The following is a 19,783-nucleotide window of genomic DNA, read 5'->3' on the forward strand; positions in this document are numbered from 1 at the left end:
GTCCCATGACCACGCAGGGCGTTTTCCGGCGCAAGCCCATAGAACAGATCGCCGAGGACAAGGGCGACGGGCTCACCAAGACACTGGGCCTGTGGCAACTGACGGCGATCGGCATCGGCGGCATCATCGGCGCGGGCATCTTCTCGCTCGCCGGTGCGGTCGCGAACAAGACCGCGGGGCCGGCCGTGCTGGTCTCGTTCCTCATCGCGGGTGTCGCGAGCGCGGCGGCGGCGTTCTCGTACGCGGAGTTCGCGGGCCTGATCCCCAAGGCGGGCAGCGCCTACACCTACGGCTACGCGGTGCTCGGCGAGATCGTCGGCTGGTTCATCGGCTGGGACCTGCTGCTCGAGTACACCGCGATCGTGGCGGTGGTCGCGATCGGCATCTCGGGCTACTTCACCGAACTGCTGTCCCTGCTCGACATCCAGCTACCGCAATGGATGCTGGGCGCGCCGGGCACGGAGACGGGCGACGTCGCCGCGGGCACGTACAAGGTGAACCTGTTCGCCGTGCTGTTGTGCCTGCTGATCGCGTACGTGCTGAACACGGGCATGAAGAACGCCGCACGGTTCGAAACGACGTTGGTGTACCTGAAGATCGCGGTCGTGGCACTGGTCATCATCGTCGGCGCCTTCCACATCAACACCGACAACTACAACCCGTTCTTCCCGTTCGGCCTCTCGGGCGCGCTGACAGGCGCGGCGACGGTGTTCTTCGCGGTGTTCGGCTACGACGCCATGTCGACGGCGGCGGAGGAGTCCAAGGACTCCCAGAGGCACATGCCGAAGGCGATCCTCTACTCGCTCGCGGTCTCGATGGTGCTGTACGTGCTGGCCTGCCTGGTGCTCACGGGAATGGTGAACTACAAGGACGTCGACTCGGAGTCCGCGTTCGCCACGGCGTTCGCCGACATCGGCCTGCCCGCGCTCGGCATCGTCATCAGCGTCGGCGCGATCCTCGGCATCACAACGGTGCTGTTCACGTTCCTGCTGGGCGCGGCCCGCGTCGGCTACTCGATGAGCCGCGACGGCCTGCTGCCCCCGTGGTTCGCGAAGACGCACCCGGTGAAGCGCGTCCCGTCGCGCATCACCTGGGTGCTGGGCATCGCCTCCGCGGTCATCGCCGGTTTCCTGCCGATCGCGGAGGCCGCCGAGCTCACCAACATCGGCATCCTGCTGGCGTTCGTCGTCGTGTGCGTCGCCGTGATCGTGTTGCGCTACAAGCACCCCGACCTGCCGCGCACGTTCAAGACGCCGGGCATGCCGGTGGTGCCGGTCATCGGCGTGATCTTCTCGATCTGGCTGATCACGTTCCTCAACCCGGAGACCTGGCTGCGGTTCGCCGTCTGGTTCGTGATCGGCCTGATCATCTACTTCGCCTACTCGAAGCGGCACTCCGTCATGGAGCGTCGGCCCAAGCCGTGACGATCTCGTCGAGGGTGGAGAGCGGCACCGCGCCGCTCCCCACCACCAGGTCGTGGAACGCGCGGACGTCGAACCGGTCGCCGAGCTTGGTCTCCGCCTCGGCGCGGATGCGCTGGATCTCCAGGCGCCCCACCATGTACGCGAGCGCCTGACCGGGCGTCTCGATGTACCGGTCGATCTCGGCGACGATCTCGGGCTCGGACATCACGGTGTTGTCGCGCAGGTAGTCGATCGCCTGCTGCCGCGACCACCCGAACGCGTGGAGCCCCGTGTCGACCACGAGACGGCCGGCGCGCATCGCGTCGAGGCCGAGCATCCCGAGGCGCTGCTCGTCGGACGAGTACAGGCCCATCTCGTCCGCGAGGCGCTCGGTGTAGAGGCCCCAGCCCTCCAGGTACGCCTCGATGAACGCGTACTTGCGCATGTTGGGCAGTTCGGTCTCGGAGGCGATCGAGAACTGGTAGTGGTGGCCGGGAACGGCCTCGTGGAACGCCGTCACCTCGGACAGCGTGCGGCTGCGTTCAGTGGCGCCCAACGGGTTCAGCCAGTACGTGCCAGGGCGTGAGCGGTCGGCCGGCGCGGGCTGGTAGAACGCGATCGCCGACGTCCGCTGCTCCTCCTCGGGCACGGCGCGCACCTGGCAGCCGACGCCGGGCATGCGCCCGAACCACTTCGGCGCCTCGGCCTCGGCCCTCGCGATGGCCTCGACGGCGCTGGAGATCATCTGCTCTTCGCTGTCCCACAACAGTTCCGTGCGCAACCGGTGGAAGATCTCCGGCACGTCCGAGGTGCCCCACAGCCGCGAGCCGATCTCCGCGTACTCCTCGCGCAGCGAGGCGATGACGTCGAGCCCCAGCCGGTGCAGCTCGTCGGGCGTGCGGGACGTCGTGGTGTAGTTGCGGACCAGGTTGGCGTAGTTCTGCTCGCCCTCGGGCAGCCAGCAGAGCCCTGCCTTGTCGTCGGGGCGGCCGTCCTCGATCGACGCCAGCACGTCGCGGAACCCGGCGACAGCGGCGCGGATGTCCGCGGAGTGCGCGCCTTCCCACTCCTGCGGCGGCAGCGCCAGGAACGCGTCCATGCGCTCGACGCCCGTCTTCAGGTGACGGCTCAACGGGCGCCGGTCCGAGTCGCGGACCCTGGCGGCGGCCTGCTCGATGTAGGCGGGGAACTTGTCGAGGCGCTGGGACACGTCCAGCTTCGACGCGACCATCAGCAGGCTGTTCACCGGTGAGCTCATGGTCGCGACGCTGTGCTCGACCAGCCTCGCGTCGATGCGGTCGACGAGCGCCCGGCCCTGCTGCTTGATCACCGCGAGCGTGACGGCGTCCTCGGTGTCGTCCGTCTCGGCCCGCTCCAGCAGGGCGGCGATCCGGTCGCGGTCGGCCCGCTGGCCCTCGACGCTCAGGTCACCGAGCCCGTCCTCCCAGCCCGGCACCCCCAGCATCGTGGCCTGCAGCGGCGAGAAGTCCATCATCGCCTGGAACATGTCATCAGCGAGCGACATCAGGCCCTCCCGGACCAGTCGGAGACGAGTTTGCCGAGCGTGGGCAACGGCACGACGCCGTTCTCCAGCACCAGGTCGTGGAAAACCTTGATGTCGAACCGCTCCCCCATCGCGGCCCTGGCCTCTTCGCGCACGCGCTGGATCTCCAGGCGTCCCACCATGTACGCGAGCGCCTGCCCCGGCGCCTCGACGTACCGGTCGACCTCGGAGCTGATCTCCGCGTCGTCCATCGCGGTGTTCTCGCGCAGGTAGTCGACGGCCCGCTGCCGCGGCCACCCGAGCGCGTGCAGGCCCGTGTCGACGACCAGGCGCCCGGCGCGCATCGCGTCGAGGCCCAGCATGCCCAGGCGTGCCTCGTCGGAGGAGTACAGGCCCATCTCGTCGGCCAGGCGCTCGGTGTAGAGGCCCCAGCCTTCGAGGTAGGAGTCGATGAACGCGAACTTCCGCACGTTCGACAGCTCGGTCTCGGCCGCGATCGAGAGCTGGAAGTGGTGGCCGGGAATGGCCTCGTGGAACGCCGTCACCTCGGACACCGTGCGGCTGCGTCCGGTGGCGTTCAACGGGTTCACGAAGTACGTGCCGGGACGGGAGCCGTCGAGGGCCGCGTCCTCGTAGTAGGCGAACGCGGCGTTGTGGCGGTCGACCTCCGGCACGAACCGGACCTCGCAGCGCGCCTTCGGCAGCCGCCCGAACCAGTTCGGAGCCTCGGCCTCGGCCCGTCCGACGGCCTCGACGGCGTTGACGAGCATCTCGTCCTCGTTGTCCCACAACAGGTCTGTGCGCAGCCGCTGGAAGATCTCGCGGACGTCGCCGGTGCCCCACACCCGCGACCCGATCTCCGCGTACTCCTCGTGCAGCCGGGCGATCAGGTCGAGGCCGAGCTGGTGCAGTTCGGCGGGGCTGTAGGACGCGGTCGTGTAGTCGCGGACGAGCTTGCGGTAGTTCTCCTCGCCGTCGGGCAGCCAGCACAGGCCCGCCTGCTCGTCGTCACGGCCGGGCAGGCCCAGCAGGACCTCGCGGTACCGGGCGAACGCCGGGCGCAGGTCCTCGTCGCCCTCCCACTCCTGGCGCGGCGAGGCGAGGAACCGCCCGACGTACGCGGCGCCGTTCTCGGCGTGCCTGCGCAACGGCCTGCGGTCGGTGTCGAGCAACCGCCGCTCCGCCTGCTCCAGCAGGCGCGGAACGAGGTGCCGCCGCTGTGAGAAGTCGATGTGGGAGGTGGCCCTGAGCATGCTCGCGACCGGCGCGTTCGCACCCCTGGACACCGAGTGCTCGACCAGCCGGGCGTCGATGCACGTGATGATCGACTCGGCCTGGTGCCGGATCACGTCCCGCGAGACCTGGTCCTCGTCGCTGCCGTCGAGGCGGCCGAGGATGCCCGTGAGCCGCGTCCGCAACGCCTGGTGGCCGTCGACGCTGAGGTCGTCGAGCCGGTCGTCCCAGCCCGGCACGCCGACGAGCGAGGCGAACAGCGGGTTCCAGTCCATCATCGCCTGGAACATCTCATCGGAGAGCGAGGTCACGCCCTCCTTCTTAGCCGCGCCGGAACCGCTCTGCCAAGGAATTGATCGTTTCCGACAGCTCCGCGCCGATCCGCTCGACGATCGCGCCCGCCGGTTCGGCCGTCGCGATCGGGTACGTCGTGCCCGCCCACAGCGACATGACCTCCACCTCACCGGACGCGCGCACCGGCCTCGTGAGGTGGTGCACGTTCGGGTAGGCGGCGGGCGCGTGCGGGCCCTGCTCGACCATGAACCTGTTCACCAGGCCCCGCGCCGGCCGTCCGCTGAACGCCCGCGTCAGCGCCGTGCGCCGGGTTCGTTCGGCGAGCGCTTCCCGTTGCGCCGCATTGGTTCCCGCCTCCGGGCAACCGAGGAACGCGGTGCCGAGCTGCGCCGCGACGGCGCCGGCCGCCAGCACGGCGGCGACGTCGGCGCCGGTGACGAGGCCGCCGGTCGCGATCACCGGAAGGTCGACGGCGTTCTGCACGAGCCTGATCGCCGCGAGGGTGCCGTAGAGCTCACCACCGCCGGGCGAGATGCCGTCGTCGGCGAACGTGCCGCGGTGCCCGCCCGCGTCCGAGCCCTGCACGCACACGACGTCCGCGCCGATCTGCTGCGCCTGCCGGGCCTCGTTCGGGGTGGTGACCGTCACGACGATCGTGGAGCCGGCCGCCTTGAGCCGGTGGACGTCGTCCACGTCGGGCAGGCCGAAGGTGAACGAGACGACGGGCACCCGCAGCGCCAGCACGAGTTCGAGCTTCGCCGCGTAGTTGTCGTCGTCCCAGCGCGGTTCGCCGGGGGCCGTGCCGACCTTCTCCGCGTACGACCTGACCTGCTGCACGTACGACGAGATGTCCGCTGTCGGCCGTGTGCCGGGCACGAACAGGTTGACCCCGAACGGCTTGCTGGTGAGCTCGCTCGTGCGTGTGATCTTCTCCGCGAGCTGTTCGACGGTGATGTAGCCCGCCGCGAGGAACCCGAACCCGCCTGCCTCGTTCACCGCGGCGACCAGTTCGGGGGTGGAGGGGCCACCCGCCATGGGCGCGGCGATCACGGGCACGGCCAGCGTGTGGAACATAGAGGACAACCTAGTGGGATCGAGCGGCAAATGCCTGGTGAAGCCCTGTGTCTTTGACGACTCGGGAACCACGTCGGCGCCACGTCCACTGTGGACGTGGCGCCGGCCGTTCCATCATCTAGGGCAGGGAGTCCAGATGAGGAGCGACGGTGTTCGCGAACTGCCAGTTGTTCGAGGCGTCCCAGTTGATCGACCACGTCATGGCGCCGCGGATGGACGGCCAGGTCGTGCTCGGCTTGAACGACCCGCAGTTCGTACCGCGGGCGAGGCAGCTGAGCGCGTTGTTGACGTTGGACGGCGACTGGTAGCCACCACCGGCACCGGACGGCGACGCGGGCAGGCCGAGGCCCACCTGGTCGGCGCGCAGGCCGGACTGCAACTGGATGCACGCGAGCGCGGTCAGGAAGTTGACCGTGCCCTGGGAGTAGACCTGCTGGTCGCAGCCGAGCATCGAGCCGGAGTTGTAGTACTGCATGTTGACGATCGTCAGGATGTCCTTGGTCGCCAGCGCCAGCTTGAAGTACTCGGCGTTGACGTTCTGCATGTCGATCGTCTGCGGCGCCATGGTGATGACCTTGCCGCCACCGGCGTGGATCGCGCGCAGCGCCTGACCCATGTACTGGGCGTTGACGCCGTTCTCCAGGTCGATGTCGACGCCGTCGAAGCCATAACTCGAGATCAGGCTCTTGACGCTGTTGGAGAAGTTCGTGGCCGCCGTCGAGTTGCCGACGCTGATCGTGCCCTTCTCACCGCCGACGGAGATGATCACCTTCTGCCCGCGGTTCTGCACGGTCTTGATGTCGGCCCGGAACTGCGCGTCGGTGTAGCCGCCGAGCTGGCTGCTCAGACCGGGGTCGAGGTTGAACGCGACCTGGCCCTGCACCGCCGTGGCGTCGGCGAACGAGACCGCGATGATGTCGTAGGTGGTGGGGACGTCGGCGAGCTTCAGAGCGCGCGCACCGTTGTAGAAGTTCTGCCAGTAGCCCGTCAGGACGTGCTTGGGCAGACCGGTGTTCGGCGGGTTGCTCGTCGTGGTGGTGGTCGTGGTCGTCGTAGTGGTGGTGGTCGACGTCGTGGTGCTCGTGGTCGTCGGCGGCGTGCCGGGACCGTCGAGGTTCACGTCGTCGGCGTAGTAGGCGGGCTGGCCGTACCAGCCGTGCAGGTAGATCGTGACGCTGCTCGCGCCGCCGGAGTTGAAGTCGAGGCTCAGCTGGCTGAAGCCGCTCGAACCGGGCGTCCAGGTGTTCTTCTCCACGCCACCGGTGACACCGAGGTAGACGTAGCTGCCCTGCACCCACGCGGACAGCTTGTAAGCCGTGTTCGGTTGCACCGAAACGGTTTGCTGGCACCGCGCGTTGCTCTGGCCGACGGGCGCGCCCTGCAGGGCGTACGTGCCGGTGCGCTTGGTGCTGCTGGAGACGCTCGTGCCCTCGGTGCAGGTCCAACCGCTCAGGTTGCCGGCCTCGAACCCGCTGTTGGCCGCGAGGTTCGCGGCGGAAGCGCTGCCGTTGATCACCAGCACCAGACCGGCGCACGAGAACAGCGCGGCGAGCAGCGCTATCGCTGCTCGTCTGGTCTTGGACATGGTCCACCTCCACACATCATGCGGCGGCCATGTTGTGAGTGGACTAAAAATGGACTAGACCACTGCACTTGGTCAAGCCCTGGTTTAGCTTGATGCCCGTGTTCACCCTCGAAGACGCCATCGCGATCGCCACCTCGGCCCACGACGGGCAGGTCGACAAGTCGGGCCGGCCGTACATCGGACACCCGCTGCGGGTCATGGCCTCCGTGTCCGGCGAACACGAGAAGATGGCCGCCGTCCTGCACGACGTCATCGAGGACACCCCGGTGACGGCCTCGGACCTGCTGACCCGCGGCTGCCCGCCCGCCGTCGTCGACGCGGTGGTGGCACTCTCCCACCTCCCGGACGAACCTCAGGAGGACTACCTGCGCCGCGTCGCCGCCAACCCGTTGGCACTCTCCGTGAAGTACGCGGACATCGGCGACAACACCTCCCCCACCCGAATGGCCCAGCTGGACGAGGCCACGCGCGAGCGCTTGCAGGCCAAGTACGCCCGAGCCCTGGGGTTGCTCGCCTCCTACGTGAGGTAGCTCGCCTTCTTCATCGGTACAGACCTCATGAGCAGGGTGTATTATCGGTTCGTAACCAAGATTGGAAGGAACCGATGACCCGCCACGACCTGACCGTGAAGTCCCTGCGTTCGAGCCTGGCCACGCGCCGCGCGGCTCGTGTGAAGCGTCAGAGCCTGGAACGGCAGTTGGCCAGCTACACCACGGAGAGCGACCGACTCGAACTGGACGCCATCCTCTCGCGCCACAGCACGGAGGAGACCGGCGAACTCCGTTCGATCATCAACCGCCAGGCCATGGACCGCCTCCTGCGGACCGCCTGACCGAAGTAGATCCAGGGCCACCCCGGCAACGCCGCCGAGGGTGGCCTTCGCGTTTCCAGGGCTTGGCAAGTGCGAAAAACAAGTCTAAAGTTATATTGACTGCGTGTGGGAGATAGAACTACATCCAGCGGTCGACGACTGGCTGCTTGACCTGGCGCGAACGGACCCGGCGTCCGCAGACCTGGTCGAGAGCGCCATCGACCTCCTGGCGGAGCGAGGCCCGCAACTGGGGCGACCGCTCGTGGATCGCATCAAGGGGTCGCGGTTCCACAACATGAAGGAGCTCAGGCCGGGTTCAACGGGAACGAGCGAGGTGCGGATCTTGCTGGTCTTCGATCCGGCACGATGCGCCATCCTCCTGGTCGCAGGCGACAAAGCAGGCAACTGGAACAGCTGGTACGACGCGAACGTCCCACTGGCAGAACAGCGATACGACGAGCATCTCGCACGCGGAGAGGTGACGCATGGGCCGCTCTTGGAAAGACGTGAAGGCGGACAAGGAAGCCATCGACCGCGCCGGCGGACGCGACGTCGAAGCCGCCCGAGCCACCGCCCGTGGCCGGACGCAGGCCTACGTACTGGGCTTCAGGCTCGCCGAGTTGCGCAAGAAGGTCGGACTGACCCAGGTCGACGTGGCCAGGCAGATGAATGTCAGCCAGGCTCGGATCAGCCAGCTCGAACAGGGCGAAGTGGATCAGCTCGAGGTGGACACGGTGCGGAGGTACATCACCGCGCTCGGCGGCACGCTCAAGATCGTGGCGGACATCGACGGCGAAGACGTGAACCTCGCAACCAGCCAGGTCGCCTGAAGCGCGGTGAGACCACCCTGATCCGTTCTAGAACAACCTCTTGAGCGTCAGGACGTTGTCCTTGCGCATCTCCTGCTGCCCGTCCGGCCCCGTCAGCGGCCGCTCCACCACCTCGTCGGTGACGATGATCCAGTTGTCCCGGAGCTGCAGGTGGTCGAGGACGTCCTTGGTGGTCGGGAAGTAGTAGTCCTGGTGCTCGGACCACGACGGCGCCCCCGCGTGCCCGCCGACGACCAGGTGCCCACCCGGCGCGACCGCCTGCGAGGCCTTCTTGAGGATGCTGTTGCGCTCCCCGTCCTCCTCGACCGGCGAGTGCAGGAACTGCGCGCTCACCAGGTCGTACAACCCCTCGGGGAACGTCGCCTTGAGATCGTGCCGCTCCACCGAGATCTCGACGCCGGCGTCGTACGCGTGCTGGAGCGCCCGGTCCAGCGCCACCTGCGACACGTCGACCCCGAGCACCCGCCAGCCCCGCTTCGCGAGCCAGACCGCGTCCCCGCCCTCGGCGCACCCGATGTCGAGCGCGCTGCCGGGCGCGAGCCGTTCGACCTCGCGCACCAGCAACGGATTCGGGTTGCCGGACCACACCTGGTCCCGCTCCGAGTAGAAGGTCTCCCAGAACTCCTGCGCTGTCGTCATGGTTCGACAATGCTCCCGGCCATGCCGGATTGGCAATCTACGTTGCCGATCCAGCAACGCCAGGATCGGGCAGCAGGTCGACGTCACCCGCGCGCATCGGCTCACCGCAGTGGTCGCACCGCAGTTCGACGTCCGTGATCTCCCCGCAGGCGTGGCCCCGCCTCCCCCGCCAGCCACTGGTCGCCGAGCGCGGCCGGTGGTCGTACGGCCGACGCTCCAGAACCCCTTGCTCCACCAGGTGGTCGAGCCGCTCGGTCAGCACCGTCGACGGCACGGTTCCCAGCACCGTCTTCGACGGTTTCAAGCCAAGCCAGCGCCCCGCTCTTCGACTCCCCCGCCGCCCCACCTGTGTTACGAGGTGCAGCGATGAACCCGGACCTGGGCGAGGTGCTCGTCGAGCCGGCTCAGCCCAGCAGCGGGATGTCCAGCCGCCCGTAGTGGAACTCGCGCACCGCGATCACCAGCTCGTCCACCGTGAGCGCCCCGTCACCGTCCAGGTCGATCCGGTCGAACGCCGCATCGGAGTCGGCATCGCTCAACCCCACCGCCGACCCGAGCCACCGCCGCAGCTCCACCCTGCTCACCAACCCGTCACGATCGGTGTCGCAGAGGTCCGCGATCGCCGAGATCGCAGGCCGGAGCAGCTCGTCGAATCCCTCGTCGCCGCGGCCGAACATCAGCGCCTGGTTCGCCGCGAGGTACTCCCGCTGGTTCATCGCCCCGCGCGGACCGACCCCCGCCGCCTCCGCCTGACGCCGGTGGAGCTCGACCAACGCCTCCATGACGGCACGGCCGCGGCCGCTGTTCAGGCTCTCGCCGAACGCCGCGACGATCCGCCGGGCCTCGGCCTCGTAGTCGGCGCGGTCGATCAGGCCATCGCCGTCGGCGTCCCACTTCTCGAAGCGGCGAACGTCGTTCTCATGGCTCACAACAGAGGTCATGGCCATCGACGTTAGGCAACGCGTGGGGACGCCGACAGTCGCTCGAACAGCTGAACCTACTTCTTGCCCTTCGGCTCGTCCGTGGACAGCGCGGCGACGAAGGCCTCCTGCGGCACCTCGACGCGGCCGACCATCTTCATGCGCTTCTTGCCTTCCTTCTGCTTCTCGAGCAGCTTGCGCTTGCGGGTGATGTCACCGCCGTAGCACTTGGCCAGCACGTCCTTGCGGATCGCGCGGATCGTCTCTCGAGCGATCACGCGGGCACCGATCGCGGCCTGGATCGGCACCTCGAACTGCTGCCTGGGGATGAGCTCACGCAGACGGGTCGCCATGCGCGTGCCGTACGCGTAGGCGTAGTCCTTGTGCACGATCGCGCTGAACGCGTCGACCGTCTCACCCTGCAGCAGGATGTCGACCTTGACGAGCTCCGCGTCCTGCTCGCCGGACTCTTCGTAGTCCAGCGACGCGTAACCGCGGGTGCGCGACTTCAGCGAGTCGAAGAAGTCGAAGATGATCTCGCCGAGGGGCATCGTGTAGCGCAGCTCGACGCGGTCCTCGGACAGGTAGTCCATGCCGCCGAGCTGGCCGCGCTTGCCCTGGCAGAGTTCCATGATCGCGCCGATGTAGTCGGACGGCGCGATGATCGTGCACTTGGTGACGGGCTCGTAGACCTCGGCGCGCTTGCCCTCCGGCCAGTCGGACGGGTTCGTCACGACGTGCTCGGTGCCGTCCTCCATCACGACGCGGTACACCACGTTCGGAGCGGTGGAGATGAGGTCGAGGCCGTACTCGCGCTCCAGGCGGTCGCGGGTGATCTCGAGGTGCAGCAGGCCGAGGAAGCCGCAGCGGAAGCCGAAGCCCAGTGCCGCCGACGTCTCCGGCTCGTAGGTGAGGGCGGCGTCGTTGAGCTGCAGCTTGTCGAGCGCCTCGCGCAGCTCCGGGTAGTCCGAGCCGTCGACCGGGTAGAGGCCCGAGTAGACCATCGGACGCGGCTCGCGGTAGCCGGCCAGCGGCTCCGTGGCGCCCTTGCGCTCCGACGTGACCGTGTCGCCGACCTTCGACTGGCGCACGTCCTTCACGCCGGTGATCAGGTAGCCCACCTCGCCGACGCCGAGGCCCTGCGACGGCTTCGGCTCCGGCGAGACGATGCCGACCTCGAGGATCTCGTGCGTCGCGCCCGTCGACATCATCTTGATGCGCTCGCGCGGCGTGATCTTGCCGTCGACGACGCGGATGTAGGTGACGACGCCGCGGTAGGTGTCGTAGACCGAGTCGAAGATCATCGCGCGGGCCGGGGCGTCCGACGCGCCGACCGGGGCGGGGACCTTCCGCACGACCTCGTCGAGCAGCGCCTCGACGCCGAACCCGGTCTTCGCCGAGACCCTCAGCACCTCCTCCGGCTCACAGCCGACGATGTGCGAGATCTCCTTGGCGTACTTGTCCGGGTCCGCGGCGGGCAGGTCGATCTTGTTCAGCACCGGGATGATGGTGAGGTCGTTCTCCATCGCCAGGTACAGGTTCGCGAGCGTCTGCGCCTCGATGCCCTGCGCGGCGTCGACCAGCAGCACGGCGCCCTCGCAGGCCTCCAGCGCGCGGGACACCTCATAGGTGAAGTCGACGTGGCCAGGCGTGTCGATCATGTGCAGGACGACGTCCTGCCCCTCGAGCTGCCACGGCAGGCGCACGTTCTGCGCCTTGATGGTGATGCCGCGCTCGCGCTCGATGTCCATCCGGTCGAGGTACTGGGCCCGCATCGCCCGCGCGTCGACCACGCCGGTGAGCTGCAGCATGCGGTCGGCCAGCGTGGACTTGCCGTGGTCGATGTGCGCGATGATGCAGAAGTTCCGGATGAGCTCCGGCGGCGTGAAGGTCGTGTCGGCGAACGTGGTCAAGGCAGTCCTCAACAGGAAATCGGACGGGTGTCCCCTTATGGTCCCATAGTGGCCGACGTGCTCTGCACCACTAGGGTGCGTCCGTGCAGATGAACGGTGAGGACCCCCGCCCGGCCAAGGGCGCGGTGCGTGAGATCTTCGACGCGGCCAAGGCCGCCAAGCTGGACTACTCCCCCACGATGGACGGCGACGCCGACCCCGGCGAGGTCATCTGGGCCTGGGTGCCGTTCGAGGAGGACGCCTCCCGCGGCAAGGACCGCCCGTTGCTGGTCGTGGGCCACGCGAACGGCGACCTGGTCGCGCTGATGCTCTCCTCGAAGGAGCCGCGCGACGACTTCCTGGAACTGGGCGCGGGCGCCTGGGACCGCGAGGGCCGCCCCTCCTACCTGCGCCTGGACCGCGTCTTCGCCCTCGACTCGGACGACGACATCCGGCGTGAGGGCGCCGTGCTGGCACCCGCCGCCTTCGGCCAGGTCGTGGACGTCCTACGCGAGCGTCACGGCTGGCGCTGAACGAACGCACGCCACGCGGGTGCGCTGAAGGTCAGCGTGCCCGCGCCGGCGTTCTTGGAGTCACGAACCAGCACGTCGCGGCCGAACGCCACCTCGACGCACTCGCCTTCTTCGGTTGCGTCGCTGTAGCTGCTCTTACGCCAGACGCGGACCTCGGCCATCGAATTCCTCTCGCGGTGGGCTGACGTACTCCGCCAGCTTGCTCCGCGATTGTCCCGCATCCAGTGCGACCACATCCAGGTGCTCGAAGAGCAGTCTGGTCCTGGCGATTGCCGCCGGATCCTGCACGAACACCTTCGCGAGGTCCGTTTCGCCGAACGCGACCGGCAGGGACTTCTCGTACTCCCACAGCACGCATCCGGACGACGGAATCACAACGTGCGCGGGCACGATTCGGATCTTGTGCCCCTCGAACAGCAGGCGCGCGTACTGATCCTCCATGATCCGCTCGTTGCCGACCTGCTGTTGCAGCGCCAGCTCGTGGATGTAGAACAGGCAGGTCGGCCCGTCGTACCGTCGCAAGATCGCCTGGCGGTCCATGCGGATCTGAACAGCTTTGGGAATCCGTTCCTCCGCGATGAACCCGCCGAGCCGGTAGAACGCGTCGGCGTAGTCCTCCGTCTGCACCAGTCCAGGCAGGGAACGCGCCGCGAAACTCGTGAGCTTCTCGGCCGTCGCCTCGGCGAAAGCCACCGTCCGAAGATTCCCCGACACCTGCACGATGTACTCGTCGAACGCGTTCTTGTAGCGGAGGCGGAACTCCTCGAAGAAGTCGACGTCCTTCCCGCACGCGGTGAGGAACTGGACGAGGTCGATCTCGCTCGCCCGTGCCTTGCCTCGCTCGATGTTGGACATCTTGCTCGGGTCCCAGCCGAGCCGGACGGCCATCGCGCGGCCTCCCAGGTCGGTGCAGGACTCCCGCAAGCGCCGCAGTTCGTCCCCTAGATCCCGGCTGTACGCAGTGGATGTGATCACACTCATAAGCCGAAGCTAGGGATTGAAGGCGCTCCAAAGAAGGCGCTCATTCGGGTGAAAACGGTGTGCCCTACGCAAGGCGTGTGATGTCCACGGTGACCTCCAGGGCCGTTGCCGCCCCACCCGAATAGATCCCCTTCAACGGCGCCACGTCCGCATAGTCGCGTCCCAACGCGACCCAGATGTGCCGGGGCCCGACCGGCATCGCGTTGGTCGGGTCGTAGCCCCACCACCCGCCGGTCCACGCCTCGATCCACGCGTGCGACTCGCCGCGCACCGTCTCCCGCAGCGCGCCGTCCTCCTTCGTGTGCAGGTACCCCGAGACGTACCGCGACGGGATTCCCATGCCGCGCAACAACACCAGCGTCAGGTGCGCGAAGTCCTGGCAGACGCCCTTGCGTTCGTGCCACGCGTCCACGGCCGAGCTGTGCACGCCCGTCGAACCCGGCTGGTACATCAGCTGCTCCCACACCCACCGCGAGGCGGCCAGCACGGCCTCGGACGGCGTGTGGCCCTTCTTGAGCTCGCGCGCCTTCGTCAGCAGCTCGCGGTTGCGCGGCGTGTAGCGCGTGGGTTCGAGGAACTCCGTGTAGCGGTCGAGGATGTTGTCCGCTTTGAGGTCGGCCCACGTTCCTGTGGTGACCGGTTCGATCTCCGCGCTCGTCTCGACGACCGAGGACGCGACGACCTCCAGTTCCTTGTGGGGCGCGTGCAGGTCGAATGACGTGACCTCCGTGCCCCAGTAGTCCGTGTAGCGGAACGCACGGGTGGCCGGGGTGGTCTCGACGCGTGACACGATCACGTTCTGACGGCGGTCACCGCGCGGTGTCAGCCGTGCCTCGTTGTACGACTGCACGACAGGTGCCTCGTACCGATAACCCGTCGTGTGCACGACACGCACTCGCCAGCTCATGGTCAGCCCACCTCGGTGTTCGTCCAGGCGACCCACGGCGCCACGTGGAAGTACTGCTGCGACACGGCCTCACCGACGTCACGGACCGTCTTCTGCAGGGCCGCGAGCCGCTTCGGCAGGTCGTCGAGCAGGTCGTGCGGCCGCAGGAACTCGAGCTCACTGCGTGCCTTGCCCAACAACCTCAACGCCTCCGCGCGCGCACCGACGCGCACGGACGGTTGGTTCTCCAGCTGCTCCAGACACGACTCCGCTTGCCTCAGCGCGTGGAACACCGACCGCGGGAAGAGCCTGTCCAACAACAGGAACTGCACCACTCTCGACGCGTCCAACGCACCGCGGTAGGTCCTCAGGTACGTGTCGTGCGCACCGGCAGACCGCAGAACCGTGACCCACCCAGGCGAAGACGCCTTGTCCCCGACGTGAGCCAAAAGCAGCCGCACGATCATGTCGACGCGCTCGACAGAGCGTCCCAGGACGAGGAACCGCCACCCGTCGTCCCGCGACATCGTGGAGTCCGCGAGCCCGGCGAACATCGCTGCCCGCTCCTCGACAAAGCTGAAGAACGCGTGCGGACCCATCGTGCGCGCGTAGGTCTGCCGTTCCGCGACGGCGTTCCACATCGCATTAAGGCACTCCCACATCTCGGTCGACACGACCTCACGCGCCCCACGGGTGTTCTCGCGCGCGCTGTTGACCGACGCCACGATCGAACTGGGGTTGTCCTTGTTGTACGCCACCAGCTCCGTCAACGACCACACGTCGAACTGGTCCGCCCCGGCCGGCGGCGTGATCCCCAGGACCGTCAGCAACTTCCGCGACGCGGCGTCCGGGTCGACGGTGGCGTCCTCCAGCAGCTGGTGGACCGAGACGTCCAGGATGCGCGCCGTGTCATCGGCCCGTTCGACGTAACGGCCGATCCAGTACAGCGACTCAGCGTTGCGTGCCAGCACCGCGCCTCCCTACTGCTGCTGTTGTTGCTGTTGCTGGGAAGTGGTGAACTCCGGCCCCTGCTCGGCGGCCGTGGCCTCCATGTCGGACGACCTGGCGAGCCCGGGCTCCGCGAGCTCCCGCTCCTGGGTGGACGACTTGGCCGCCAGCACCCACGTGTCCTTCGACCCACCGCCCTGCGACGAGTTGACGACCAAACTGCCCTCCGGCAACGCCACGCGCGTCAACCCGCCCGGCAGCACGAAGATGAAGTTGCCGTCGTTGACCGCGAACGGCCGCAGGTCCACGTGCCGAGGCGCCAGCCTGTCGCCGATCTTGGTCGGCACCGTGCTCAGCTGCACGACGGGCTGCGCGATCCACCCGCGCGGATTGCTCTTGATCCGCTTCCGCAACGAGTTCAGCTGCTTCACCGTCGCGTCCGGCCCGAACACGATCCCGTACCCGCCGGACCCCTCGACGGGCTTCACGACGAGCTCGTCGATCTTGTCGAGCACGTGCGCCCGCTCGTCCTGCAGCCAGCACCGGAACGTGTCCACGTTGGGCAGCAACGGTTTCTCACCGAGGTAGTACTGGACGATCTCCGGCAGGTACGTGTAGACGAGCTTGTCGTCCGCCACCCCGTTGCCCACGGCGTTGGCGACCACGACGTTGCCCGCCCGCGCCGCGTTCAACAGCCCGGCGATCCCCAGCACCGAGTCCGGCCGGAAGTGCACGGGGTCCAGGTACTCGTCGTCGATGCGCCGGTAGATGACGTCGACCTGCCGCTCCCCCTCGGTCGTACGCAGGTACACGAAGTTGTCGCGGCAGAACAGATCCCGCCCCTCGACCAGCTCCACCCCCATCTGCCGCGCCAGCAACGAGTGCTCGAAGTACGCCGAGTTCGCCAACCCAGGCGTGAGCACCACAACGTTCGGATCAGCCGCGTTGGGCGCAGCAGCATTCCTCAACGCCCGCAGCAAATGCACCGCGTAGTCCCCCACCGCGCGCACGCGATGCCGCGCGAACAAGTCGGGAAACACCCGCGCCATCGTCCGCCGGTTCTCCATGACGTACGAGACCCCGGACGGACACCGCAGGTTGTCCTCGAGAACCCGGAACGTCCCCTGCTCGTCCCGCACCAGGTCCACACCCGACACGTGGATGCGCACCCCGTTGGGCGGACTGATACCGGCAGCCTCACGGTGGAAGTGCTCGCACGACGTGATGAGACGCCGCGGCAACACTCCGTCCCGAATGATCTGCGCATCTCCATAGATGTCCGCGAGGAACATCTCCAACGCGCGCACGCGCTGAACGATCCCCTTCTCGAGCTTCGACCACTCGCTCGCGGTGATGATCCGAGGAATCAGGTCGAGCGGAAACGGCCGCTCCTGCCCGCTCAGCGAGAACGTGATCCCCTGGTCGACGAAAGCCCTGCCCAGCGCCTCACTCCGCGCGTTCAGGTCGTTGACCTGCGACGGAGCCACCGACTCGTACAGCGCCCTATACGCCGACCGCACCCCGTTGTCGCTCGAGAACATCTCGTCGTAGGCGCCGGCATGCGGCCGTGCGGGATTCAGATAGCCGTCGAACAGCTCACCGAGCCTCGGCGCGGTGACCGTGCGGCTGCGGCGCAGTCCTGAGGTGCGGGCTCGGTGCTCCATGGTCCACATCTTGAACCCAGCCGCGTCGATCGCGCACTAGTCCAACCGGACAAGAAACGTCCTGGAAACGAAACCCACCGTGTGCCCGACCTTGCAGGCGTGACCTCAGCCGAGCCGCAACGGATGGAACTCGAACGCACCATCGAGTTCCGCTCACCCATCACAGGCCTCGCAGTCAATGAGGACCCCGGGATCCGCCAGATGACGGCGTACTTCGACGGGCGCCGGAGGGAGACGTTCCACCTGGACACCGGTGAAGCCGATCTCCTCGTACCTGACCTCATCGTGGTCAGACCACCCGGTCCACGCCGCTCGCTGGTCACATCAGACTTCCTGATCGAAGCTCACGACACGGACATCGTCGTCACTCAAGGCTCAGGCGAAGCTCGGCGGCTGACCGGGCATGTCACCCCCGTCACCACACTAGAACTGTTCTCCGCCGCAGGTGCTCCGCTGTTGGCGTCGGGAAGCGAGGGCGGTTCGATCAAGCTCTGGAACCTGCGCACCGGCGACCTCGTGAGCCAGAGCCCAGAATGCAAGGTCTCGGTGCTGCTCGCTTTCACCGGACCGGACGACCGGCCTCGCATCGCGTCCGGTGGGCCTACCGGGGAGTTGAACATCTGGGACCCGCAGCTGCCGTTGTCGGCGCTGACCGGTTTGGTGTCGACCTACGGGTTCAGCGACCGGGTGGCGCGGCAGGACCTGCTCGACCGCGGCGCACTCGTGGCGGCCCTCGCGGACATGCTCCAGCCCAGATGTGCCGAAGCGCCGACGGTCATCACCGTCGAAGGCGCATGGGGTTCGGGTAAGAGCACAGTGCTGGAACTCGTGCAGGGCAGGCTGTCCCCACCGCCGTCGGACATCCCGAAAGGGCGCAGGCTCACCGTCTTCGCGGCGGACCGGCGTCTGTGGCGGCCACGCACCCGAACACGGCCTCCGAGAACACTGCCGTCGCCCAGGCCCGTCATCGTGTCGTTCAACCCGTGGCGCCACCAGTCGAGCGAGCAGGTCTGGGCAGGTCTCGCCAAGGTGGTGACGGAGGCGGCCGAATCGGCGATCATGCCGCAGCAGAACGCTCGTGAGCGGTACTGGTTCACCCGCAACGCGAGCCGGGTGGACCGCCGGCACCTCCAACGCCAGTTGTGGCGGCGCACCTTCTCGCCGCTCCTGTCACTCGCGGCGCTGGGGTTCGGGGTGTCCGTCCTGAACGCGCTGACCAACCTCAAGTTCGGCTGGGCGTGGTGGGTGACCGCCGGCCTGGCGTCGGCGGGGGTGCTGCACACGGCGTTGAGGTACCTGTTCGCCAGGGCGTCGGCGTTCCTGCCGGGCGAGTTGTTCGCCGGGCCGGTAGTCAGCAACGCCTTCGCAGGCGTCACAACGGATCCCCTGATCCGCGATCCCTACTACAACGCCCGAGCCGGCTACCTCTACCTGGTGCAGCACGACGTCGCTGCACTGGTGGAGGACCTAGCGGCTGACGACCACGAACTCATCCTGCTGATCGACGACCTCGACCGCTGTACTCCCCGCACCACGGCGCAGGTGTTCGAGGCGATCAACGTCTTCCTGTCGGACGACTTCCCCGCCATGAGGTTCGTGCTCGGTCTCGACACCACCGTCGTGGCGGCGCACGTCGACAACGCCTACAAGGAGCTCGCCGACGCCGGGATCGTGACCCATCCCGACGACCCGAGTCCTGGTTGGACGTTCCTGCGCAAGCTCGTCCAACTGCCGGTGCGAGTGCCTCGCACCACGGCGGACAACATCGACCAGGTGCTCCTGTCGCAACTCGGTCCCGTCCACCGCGAAGACGAGACCGCCCCAGCCGAGGCCCCCTCCGCACCTGGTCTGTTCTCCATGGCCGAGATCGCGACCCTCGAGAGGCTGAACAAGGACGTCATCGCGATCGAGAAGCATCCGGAAGTGCGCGAACACCTGCGTCACCGCCTCCGAGCCCAGCCCGAGCAGTCGGTCCGCGAGGAGAAGCGGATGCTGAACGTCTGGCAGTTCTACCTGCGCATGCTCGGCACAGTGGATGCCACGGAAGCCGGCCACCTCGTCGCCGTCGCGGAGATCGCCACGCGATGGCCGGCCTATCTGCATCGAACGCGTGGGAGCTGGCGCGATCTGGCCGCAGCCGCCGATGACGACGTCGAGTGGGGCAGGACGATCGCCAAGCTGGGATTCGCGTACTCGGACCGGAATGCCGCGGCGAACCTGCGTGAGCTGCTGCGCGACTGCGACGCGCGAGCGGTGGCAGAGCTGGCGGACAGGTTGTTCTGAGCACGAAAAAAGCCCTGCGGGGAGCGCGCACTAAATGGCGCTCGACCCGCAGGGCAAATTAAGTTCGGCGGCGACCTACTCTCCCACACCGTAACCAGTGCAGTACCATCGGCGCAGAAGGGCTTAACTACCGGGTTCGGAATGGGACCGGGTGTTTCCCCAACGCTATGACCACCGAAACACTATGGAAATGTTCAACCTGAACCCCGAACCAGCAAGAGTTACCCCTGCCAGTGGGCTCGATCGGTTCTGGTTGTTCTTCCAGAACCGCACAGTGGATGCGTAGCGTCTTTGTAACAAGTC

Annotated in this window: 19 protein-coding genes, 1 rRNA gene and 1 pseudogene; 7 read left to right on the plus strand and 14 right to left on the minus strand. The window is 67.6% G+C overall.

Annotated features, from left to right (window positions below; genetic code table 11):
• Positions 1-5 precede the first annotated feature (5 nt).
• On the plus strand, positions 6-1,424 hold the full coding sequence (locus tag IE307_RS41590) for an amino acid permease (protein ID WP_191304992.1): 1,419 nt from the start codon (positions 6-8) through the stop codon (positions 1,422-1,424).
• Here the strand turns inward: IE307_RS41590 and IE307_RS41595 are convergent.
• The 4 genes from IE307_RS41595 to IE307_RS41610 all read right to left on the minus strand — a co-directional run bounded on the left by IE307_RS41595 (position 1,399) and on the right by IE307_RS41610 (position 7,093).
• Positions 1,399-2,928: a DUF885 domain-containing protein gene (locus tag IE307_RS41595; protein WP_191304993.1), complete on the minus strand. Its 1,530-nt coding sequence runs from the start codon at positions 2,926-2,928 to the stop codon at positions 1,399-1,401. The genes IE307_RS41590 and IE307_RS41595 overlap by 26 nt on opposite strands.
• Complete coding sequence (locus IE307_RS41600) at positions 2,928-4,451, minus strand: DUF885 domain-containing protein (protein WP_373306080.1); 1,524 nt, start codon at positions 4,449-4,451, stop codon at positions 2,928-2,930. Before IE307_RS41600 ends, IE307_RS41595 begins: the two co-directional genes overlap by 1 nt.
• Before the next feature lie 10 nt (positions 4,452-4,461).
• A complete protein-coding gene (locus tag IE307_RS41605) occupies positions 4,462-5,508 on the minus strand; it encodes a nitronate monooxygenase (protein WP_191304994.1) in 1,047 nt (348 codons plus the stop codon).
• Positions 5,509-5,626: 118 nt separating this feature from the next.
• A complete protein-coding gene (locus IE307_RS41610; protein ID WP_191304995.1) occupies positions 5,627-7,093 on the minus strand; it encodes a chitinase in 1,467 nt (488 codons plus the stop codon).
• 98 nt (positions 7,094-7,191) lie between these two features.
• Between IE307_RS41610 and IE307_RS41615 the strand changes: the two genes are divergently transcribed.
• The 4 genes and pseudogenes from IE307_RS41615 to IE307_RS41630 all read left to right on the plus strand — a co-directional run bounded on the left by IE307_RS41615 (position 7,192) and on the right by IE307_RS41630 (position 8,734).
• Entirely contained in the window at positions 7,192-7,623 is a 432-nt protein-coding gene (locus tag IE307_RS41615; protein ID WP_373306081.1) for an HD domain-containing protein, read from the plus strand.
• A 74-nt stretch (positions 7,624-7,697) separates the two neighbouring features.
• Positions 7,698-7,925, plus strand: a complete 228-nt coding sequence (locus IE307_RS41620) for a hypothetical protein (RefSeq protein WP_191304997.1) — start codon at positions 7,698-7,700, stop codon at positions 7,923-7,925.
• A gap of 103 nt (positions 7,926-8,028) precedes the next feature.
• Positions 8,029-8,346 (plus strand): annotated as a pseudogene (locus IE307_RS41625) (type II toxin-antitoxin system RelE/ParE family toxin); the annotation flags it as partial.
• Positions 8,347-8,410: 64 nt separating this feature from the next.
• Positions 8,411-8,734 carry a helix-turn-helix domain-containing protein gene (locus IE307_RS41630; protein ID WP_229905568.1) on the plus strand — a complete coding sequence of 108 codons (324 nt, stop codon included), beginning with the start codon at positions 8,411-8,413 and terminating at the stop codon, positions 8,732-8,734.
• 27 nt (positions 8,735-8,761) lie between these two features.
• Here IE307_RS41630 and IE307_RS41635 read toward each other — a convergent pair whose 3' ends face one another.
• The 4 genes from IE307_RS41635 to lepA all read right to left on the minus strand — a co-directional run bounded on the left by IE307_RS41635 (position 8,762) and on the right by lepA (position 12,206).
• A complete protein-coding gene (locus IE307_RS41635; protein ID WP_191304999.1) occupies positions 8,762-9,373 on the minus strand; it encodes a class I SAM-dependent methyltransferase in 612 nt (203 codons plus the stop codon).
• A gap of 37 nt (positions 9,374-9,410) precedes the next feature.
• Entirely contained in the window at positions 9,411-9,659 is a 249-nt protein-coding gene (locus IE307_RS41640) for a hypothetical protein (RefSeq protein ID WP_229905569.1), read from the minus strand.
• A gap of 118 nt (positions 9,660-9,777) precedes the next feature.
• Positions 9,778-10,314 carry an EF-hand domain-containing protein gene (locus tag IE307_RS41645; RefSeq protein WP_191305000.1) on the minus strand — a complete coding sequence of 179 codons (537 nt, stop codon included), beginning with the start codon at positions 10,312-10,314 and terminating at the stop codon, positions 9,778-9,780.
• A gap of 56 nt (positions 10,315-10,370) precedes the next feature.
• Positions 10,371-12,206, minus strand: a complete 1,836-nt coding sequence (gene lepA / locus IE307_RS41650; RefSeq protein WP_191305001.1) for a translation elongation factor 4 — start codon at positions 12,204-12,206, stop codon at positions 10,371-10,373.
• Between the two features lie 89 nt (positions 12,207-12,295).
• Here lepA and IE307_RS41655 point away from each other — a divergent pair, with 89 nt between their 5' ends.
• Positions 12,296-12,718, plus strand: a complete 423-nt coding sequence (locus IE307_RS41655; RefSeq protein ID WP_191305021.1) for a type II toxin-antitoxin system PemK/MazF family toxin — start codon at positions 12,296-12,298, stop codon at positions 12,716-12,718.
• Here the strand turns inward: IE307_RS41655 and IE307_RS41660 are convergent.
• The 5 genes from IE307_RS41660 to IE307_RS41680 all read right to left on the minus strand — a co-directional run bounded on the left by IE307_RS41660 (position 12,703) and on the right by IE307_RS41680 (position 17,197).
• Entirely contained in the window at positions 12,703-12,879 is a 177-nt protein-coding gene (locus tag IE307_RS41660; RefSeq protein WP_191305002.1) for a DUF397 domain-containing protein, read from the minus strand. The genes IE307_RS41655 and IE307_RS41660 overlap by 16 nt on opposite strands.
• On the minus strand, positions 12,854-13,699 hold the full coding sequence (locus IE307_RS41665) for a helix-turn-helix domain-containing protein (protein WP_191305003.1): 846 nt from the start codon (positions 13,697-13,699) through the stop codon (positions 12,854-12,856). Before IE307_RS41665 ends, IE307_RS41660 begins: the two co-directional genes overlap by 26 nt.
• Positions 13,700-13,763: 64 nt before the next feature.
• On the minus strand, positions 13,764-14,606 hold the full coding sequence (locus IE307_RS41670; protein ID WP_191305004.1) for a transglutaminase family protein: 843 nt from the start codon (positions 14,604-14,606) through the stop codon (positions 13,764-13,766).
• Between the two features lie 2 nt (positions 14,607-14,608).
• Positions 14,609-15,556: an alpha-E domain-containing protein gene (locus IE307_RS41675; protein WP_191305005.1), complete on the minus strand. Its 948-nt coding sequence runs from the start codon at positions 15,554-15,556 to the stop codon at positions 14,609-14,611.
• 9 nt (positions 15,557-15,565) lie between these two features.
• On the minus strand, positions 15,566-17,197 hold the full coding sequence (locus IE307_RS41680) for a circularly permuted type 2 ATP-grasp protein (protein ID WP_229905570.1): 1,632 nt from the start codon (positions 17,195-17,197) through the stop codon (positions 15,566-15,568).
• Positions 17,198-17,653: 456 nt separating this feature from the next.
• Between IE307_RS41680 and IE307_RS41685 the strand changes: the two genes are divergently transcribed.
• The gene (locus tag IE307_RS41685) at positions 17,654-19,480 is read left to right on the plus strand and encodes a KAP family P-loop NTPase fold protein (protein WP_191305007.1); all 1,827 of its coding nucleotides are present in this window, start codon (positions 17,654-17,656) and stop codon (positions 19,478-19,480) included.
• 62 nt (positions 19,481-19,542) lie between these two features.
• Here the strand turns inward: IE307_RS41685 and rrf are convergent.
• A 5S ribosomal RNA gene (gene rrf / locus IE307_RS41690) occupies positions 19,543-19,659 on the minus strand.
• Between the last annotated feature and the right edge of the window lie 124 nt (positions 19,660-19,783).

The sequence above is a fragment of the Lentzea cavernae genome (assembly GCF_014653695.1).
Taxonomy (GTDB): Bacteria; Actinomycetota; Actinomycetes; order Mycobacteriales; family Pseudonocardiaceae; genus Lentzea; species Lentzea cavernae.

Bases quoted from the DNA above. Each gene is read 5' to 3' on its own strand.
- IE307_RS41590 (WP_191304992.1), top strand. From the start codon at position 6: ATGACCACGCAGGGCGTTTTCCGGCGCAAGCCCATAGAACAGATCGCC.
- IE307_RS41660 (WP_191305002.1), bottom strand. From the start codon at position 12,879: ATGGCCGAGGTCCGCGTCTGGCGTAAGAGCAGCTACAGCGACGCAACC.
- IE307_RS41655 (WP_191305021.1), top strand. From the start codon at position 12,296: ATGAACGGTGAGGACCCCCGCCCGGCCAAGGGCGCGGTGCGTGAGATC.
- IE307_RS41645 (WP_191305000.1), bottom strand. From the start codon at position 10,314: ATGACCTCTGTTGTGAGCCATGAGAACGACGTTCGCCGCTTCGAGAAG.
- IE307_RS41670 (WP_191305004.1), bottom strand. From the start codon at position 14,606: ATGAGCTGGCGAGTGCGTGTCGTGCACACGACGGGTTATCGGTACGAG.
- IE307_RS41665 (WP_191305003.1), bottom strand. From the start codon at position 13,699: ATGAGTGTGATCACATCCACTGCGTACAGCCGGGATCTAGGGGACGAA.
- IE307_RS41610 (WP_191304995.1), bottom strand. From the start codon at position 7,093: ATGTCCAAGACCAGACGAGCAGCGATAGCGCTGCTCGCCGCGCTGTTC.
- IE307_RS41605 (WP_191304994.1), bottom strand. From the start codon at position 5,508: ATGTTCCACACGCTGGCCGTGCCCGTGATCGCCGCGCCCATGGCGGGT.
- IE307_RS41680 (WP_229905570.1), bottom strand. From the start codon at position 17,197: ATGGAGCACCGAGCCCGCACCTCAGGACTGCGCCGCAGCCGCACGGTC.
- IE307_RS41620 (WP_191304997.1), top strand. From the start codon at position 7,698: ATGACCCGCCACGACCTGACCGTGAAGTCCCTGCGTTCGAGCCTGGCC.
- IE307_RS41595 (WP_191304993.1), bottom strand. From the start codon at position 2,928: ATGTCGCTCGCTGATGACATGTTCCAGGCGATGATGGACTTCTCGCCG.
- IE307_RS41635 (WP_191304999.1), bottom strand. From the start codon at position 9,373: ATGACGACAGCGCAGGAGTTCTGGGAGACCTTCTACTCGGAGCGGGAC.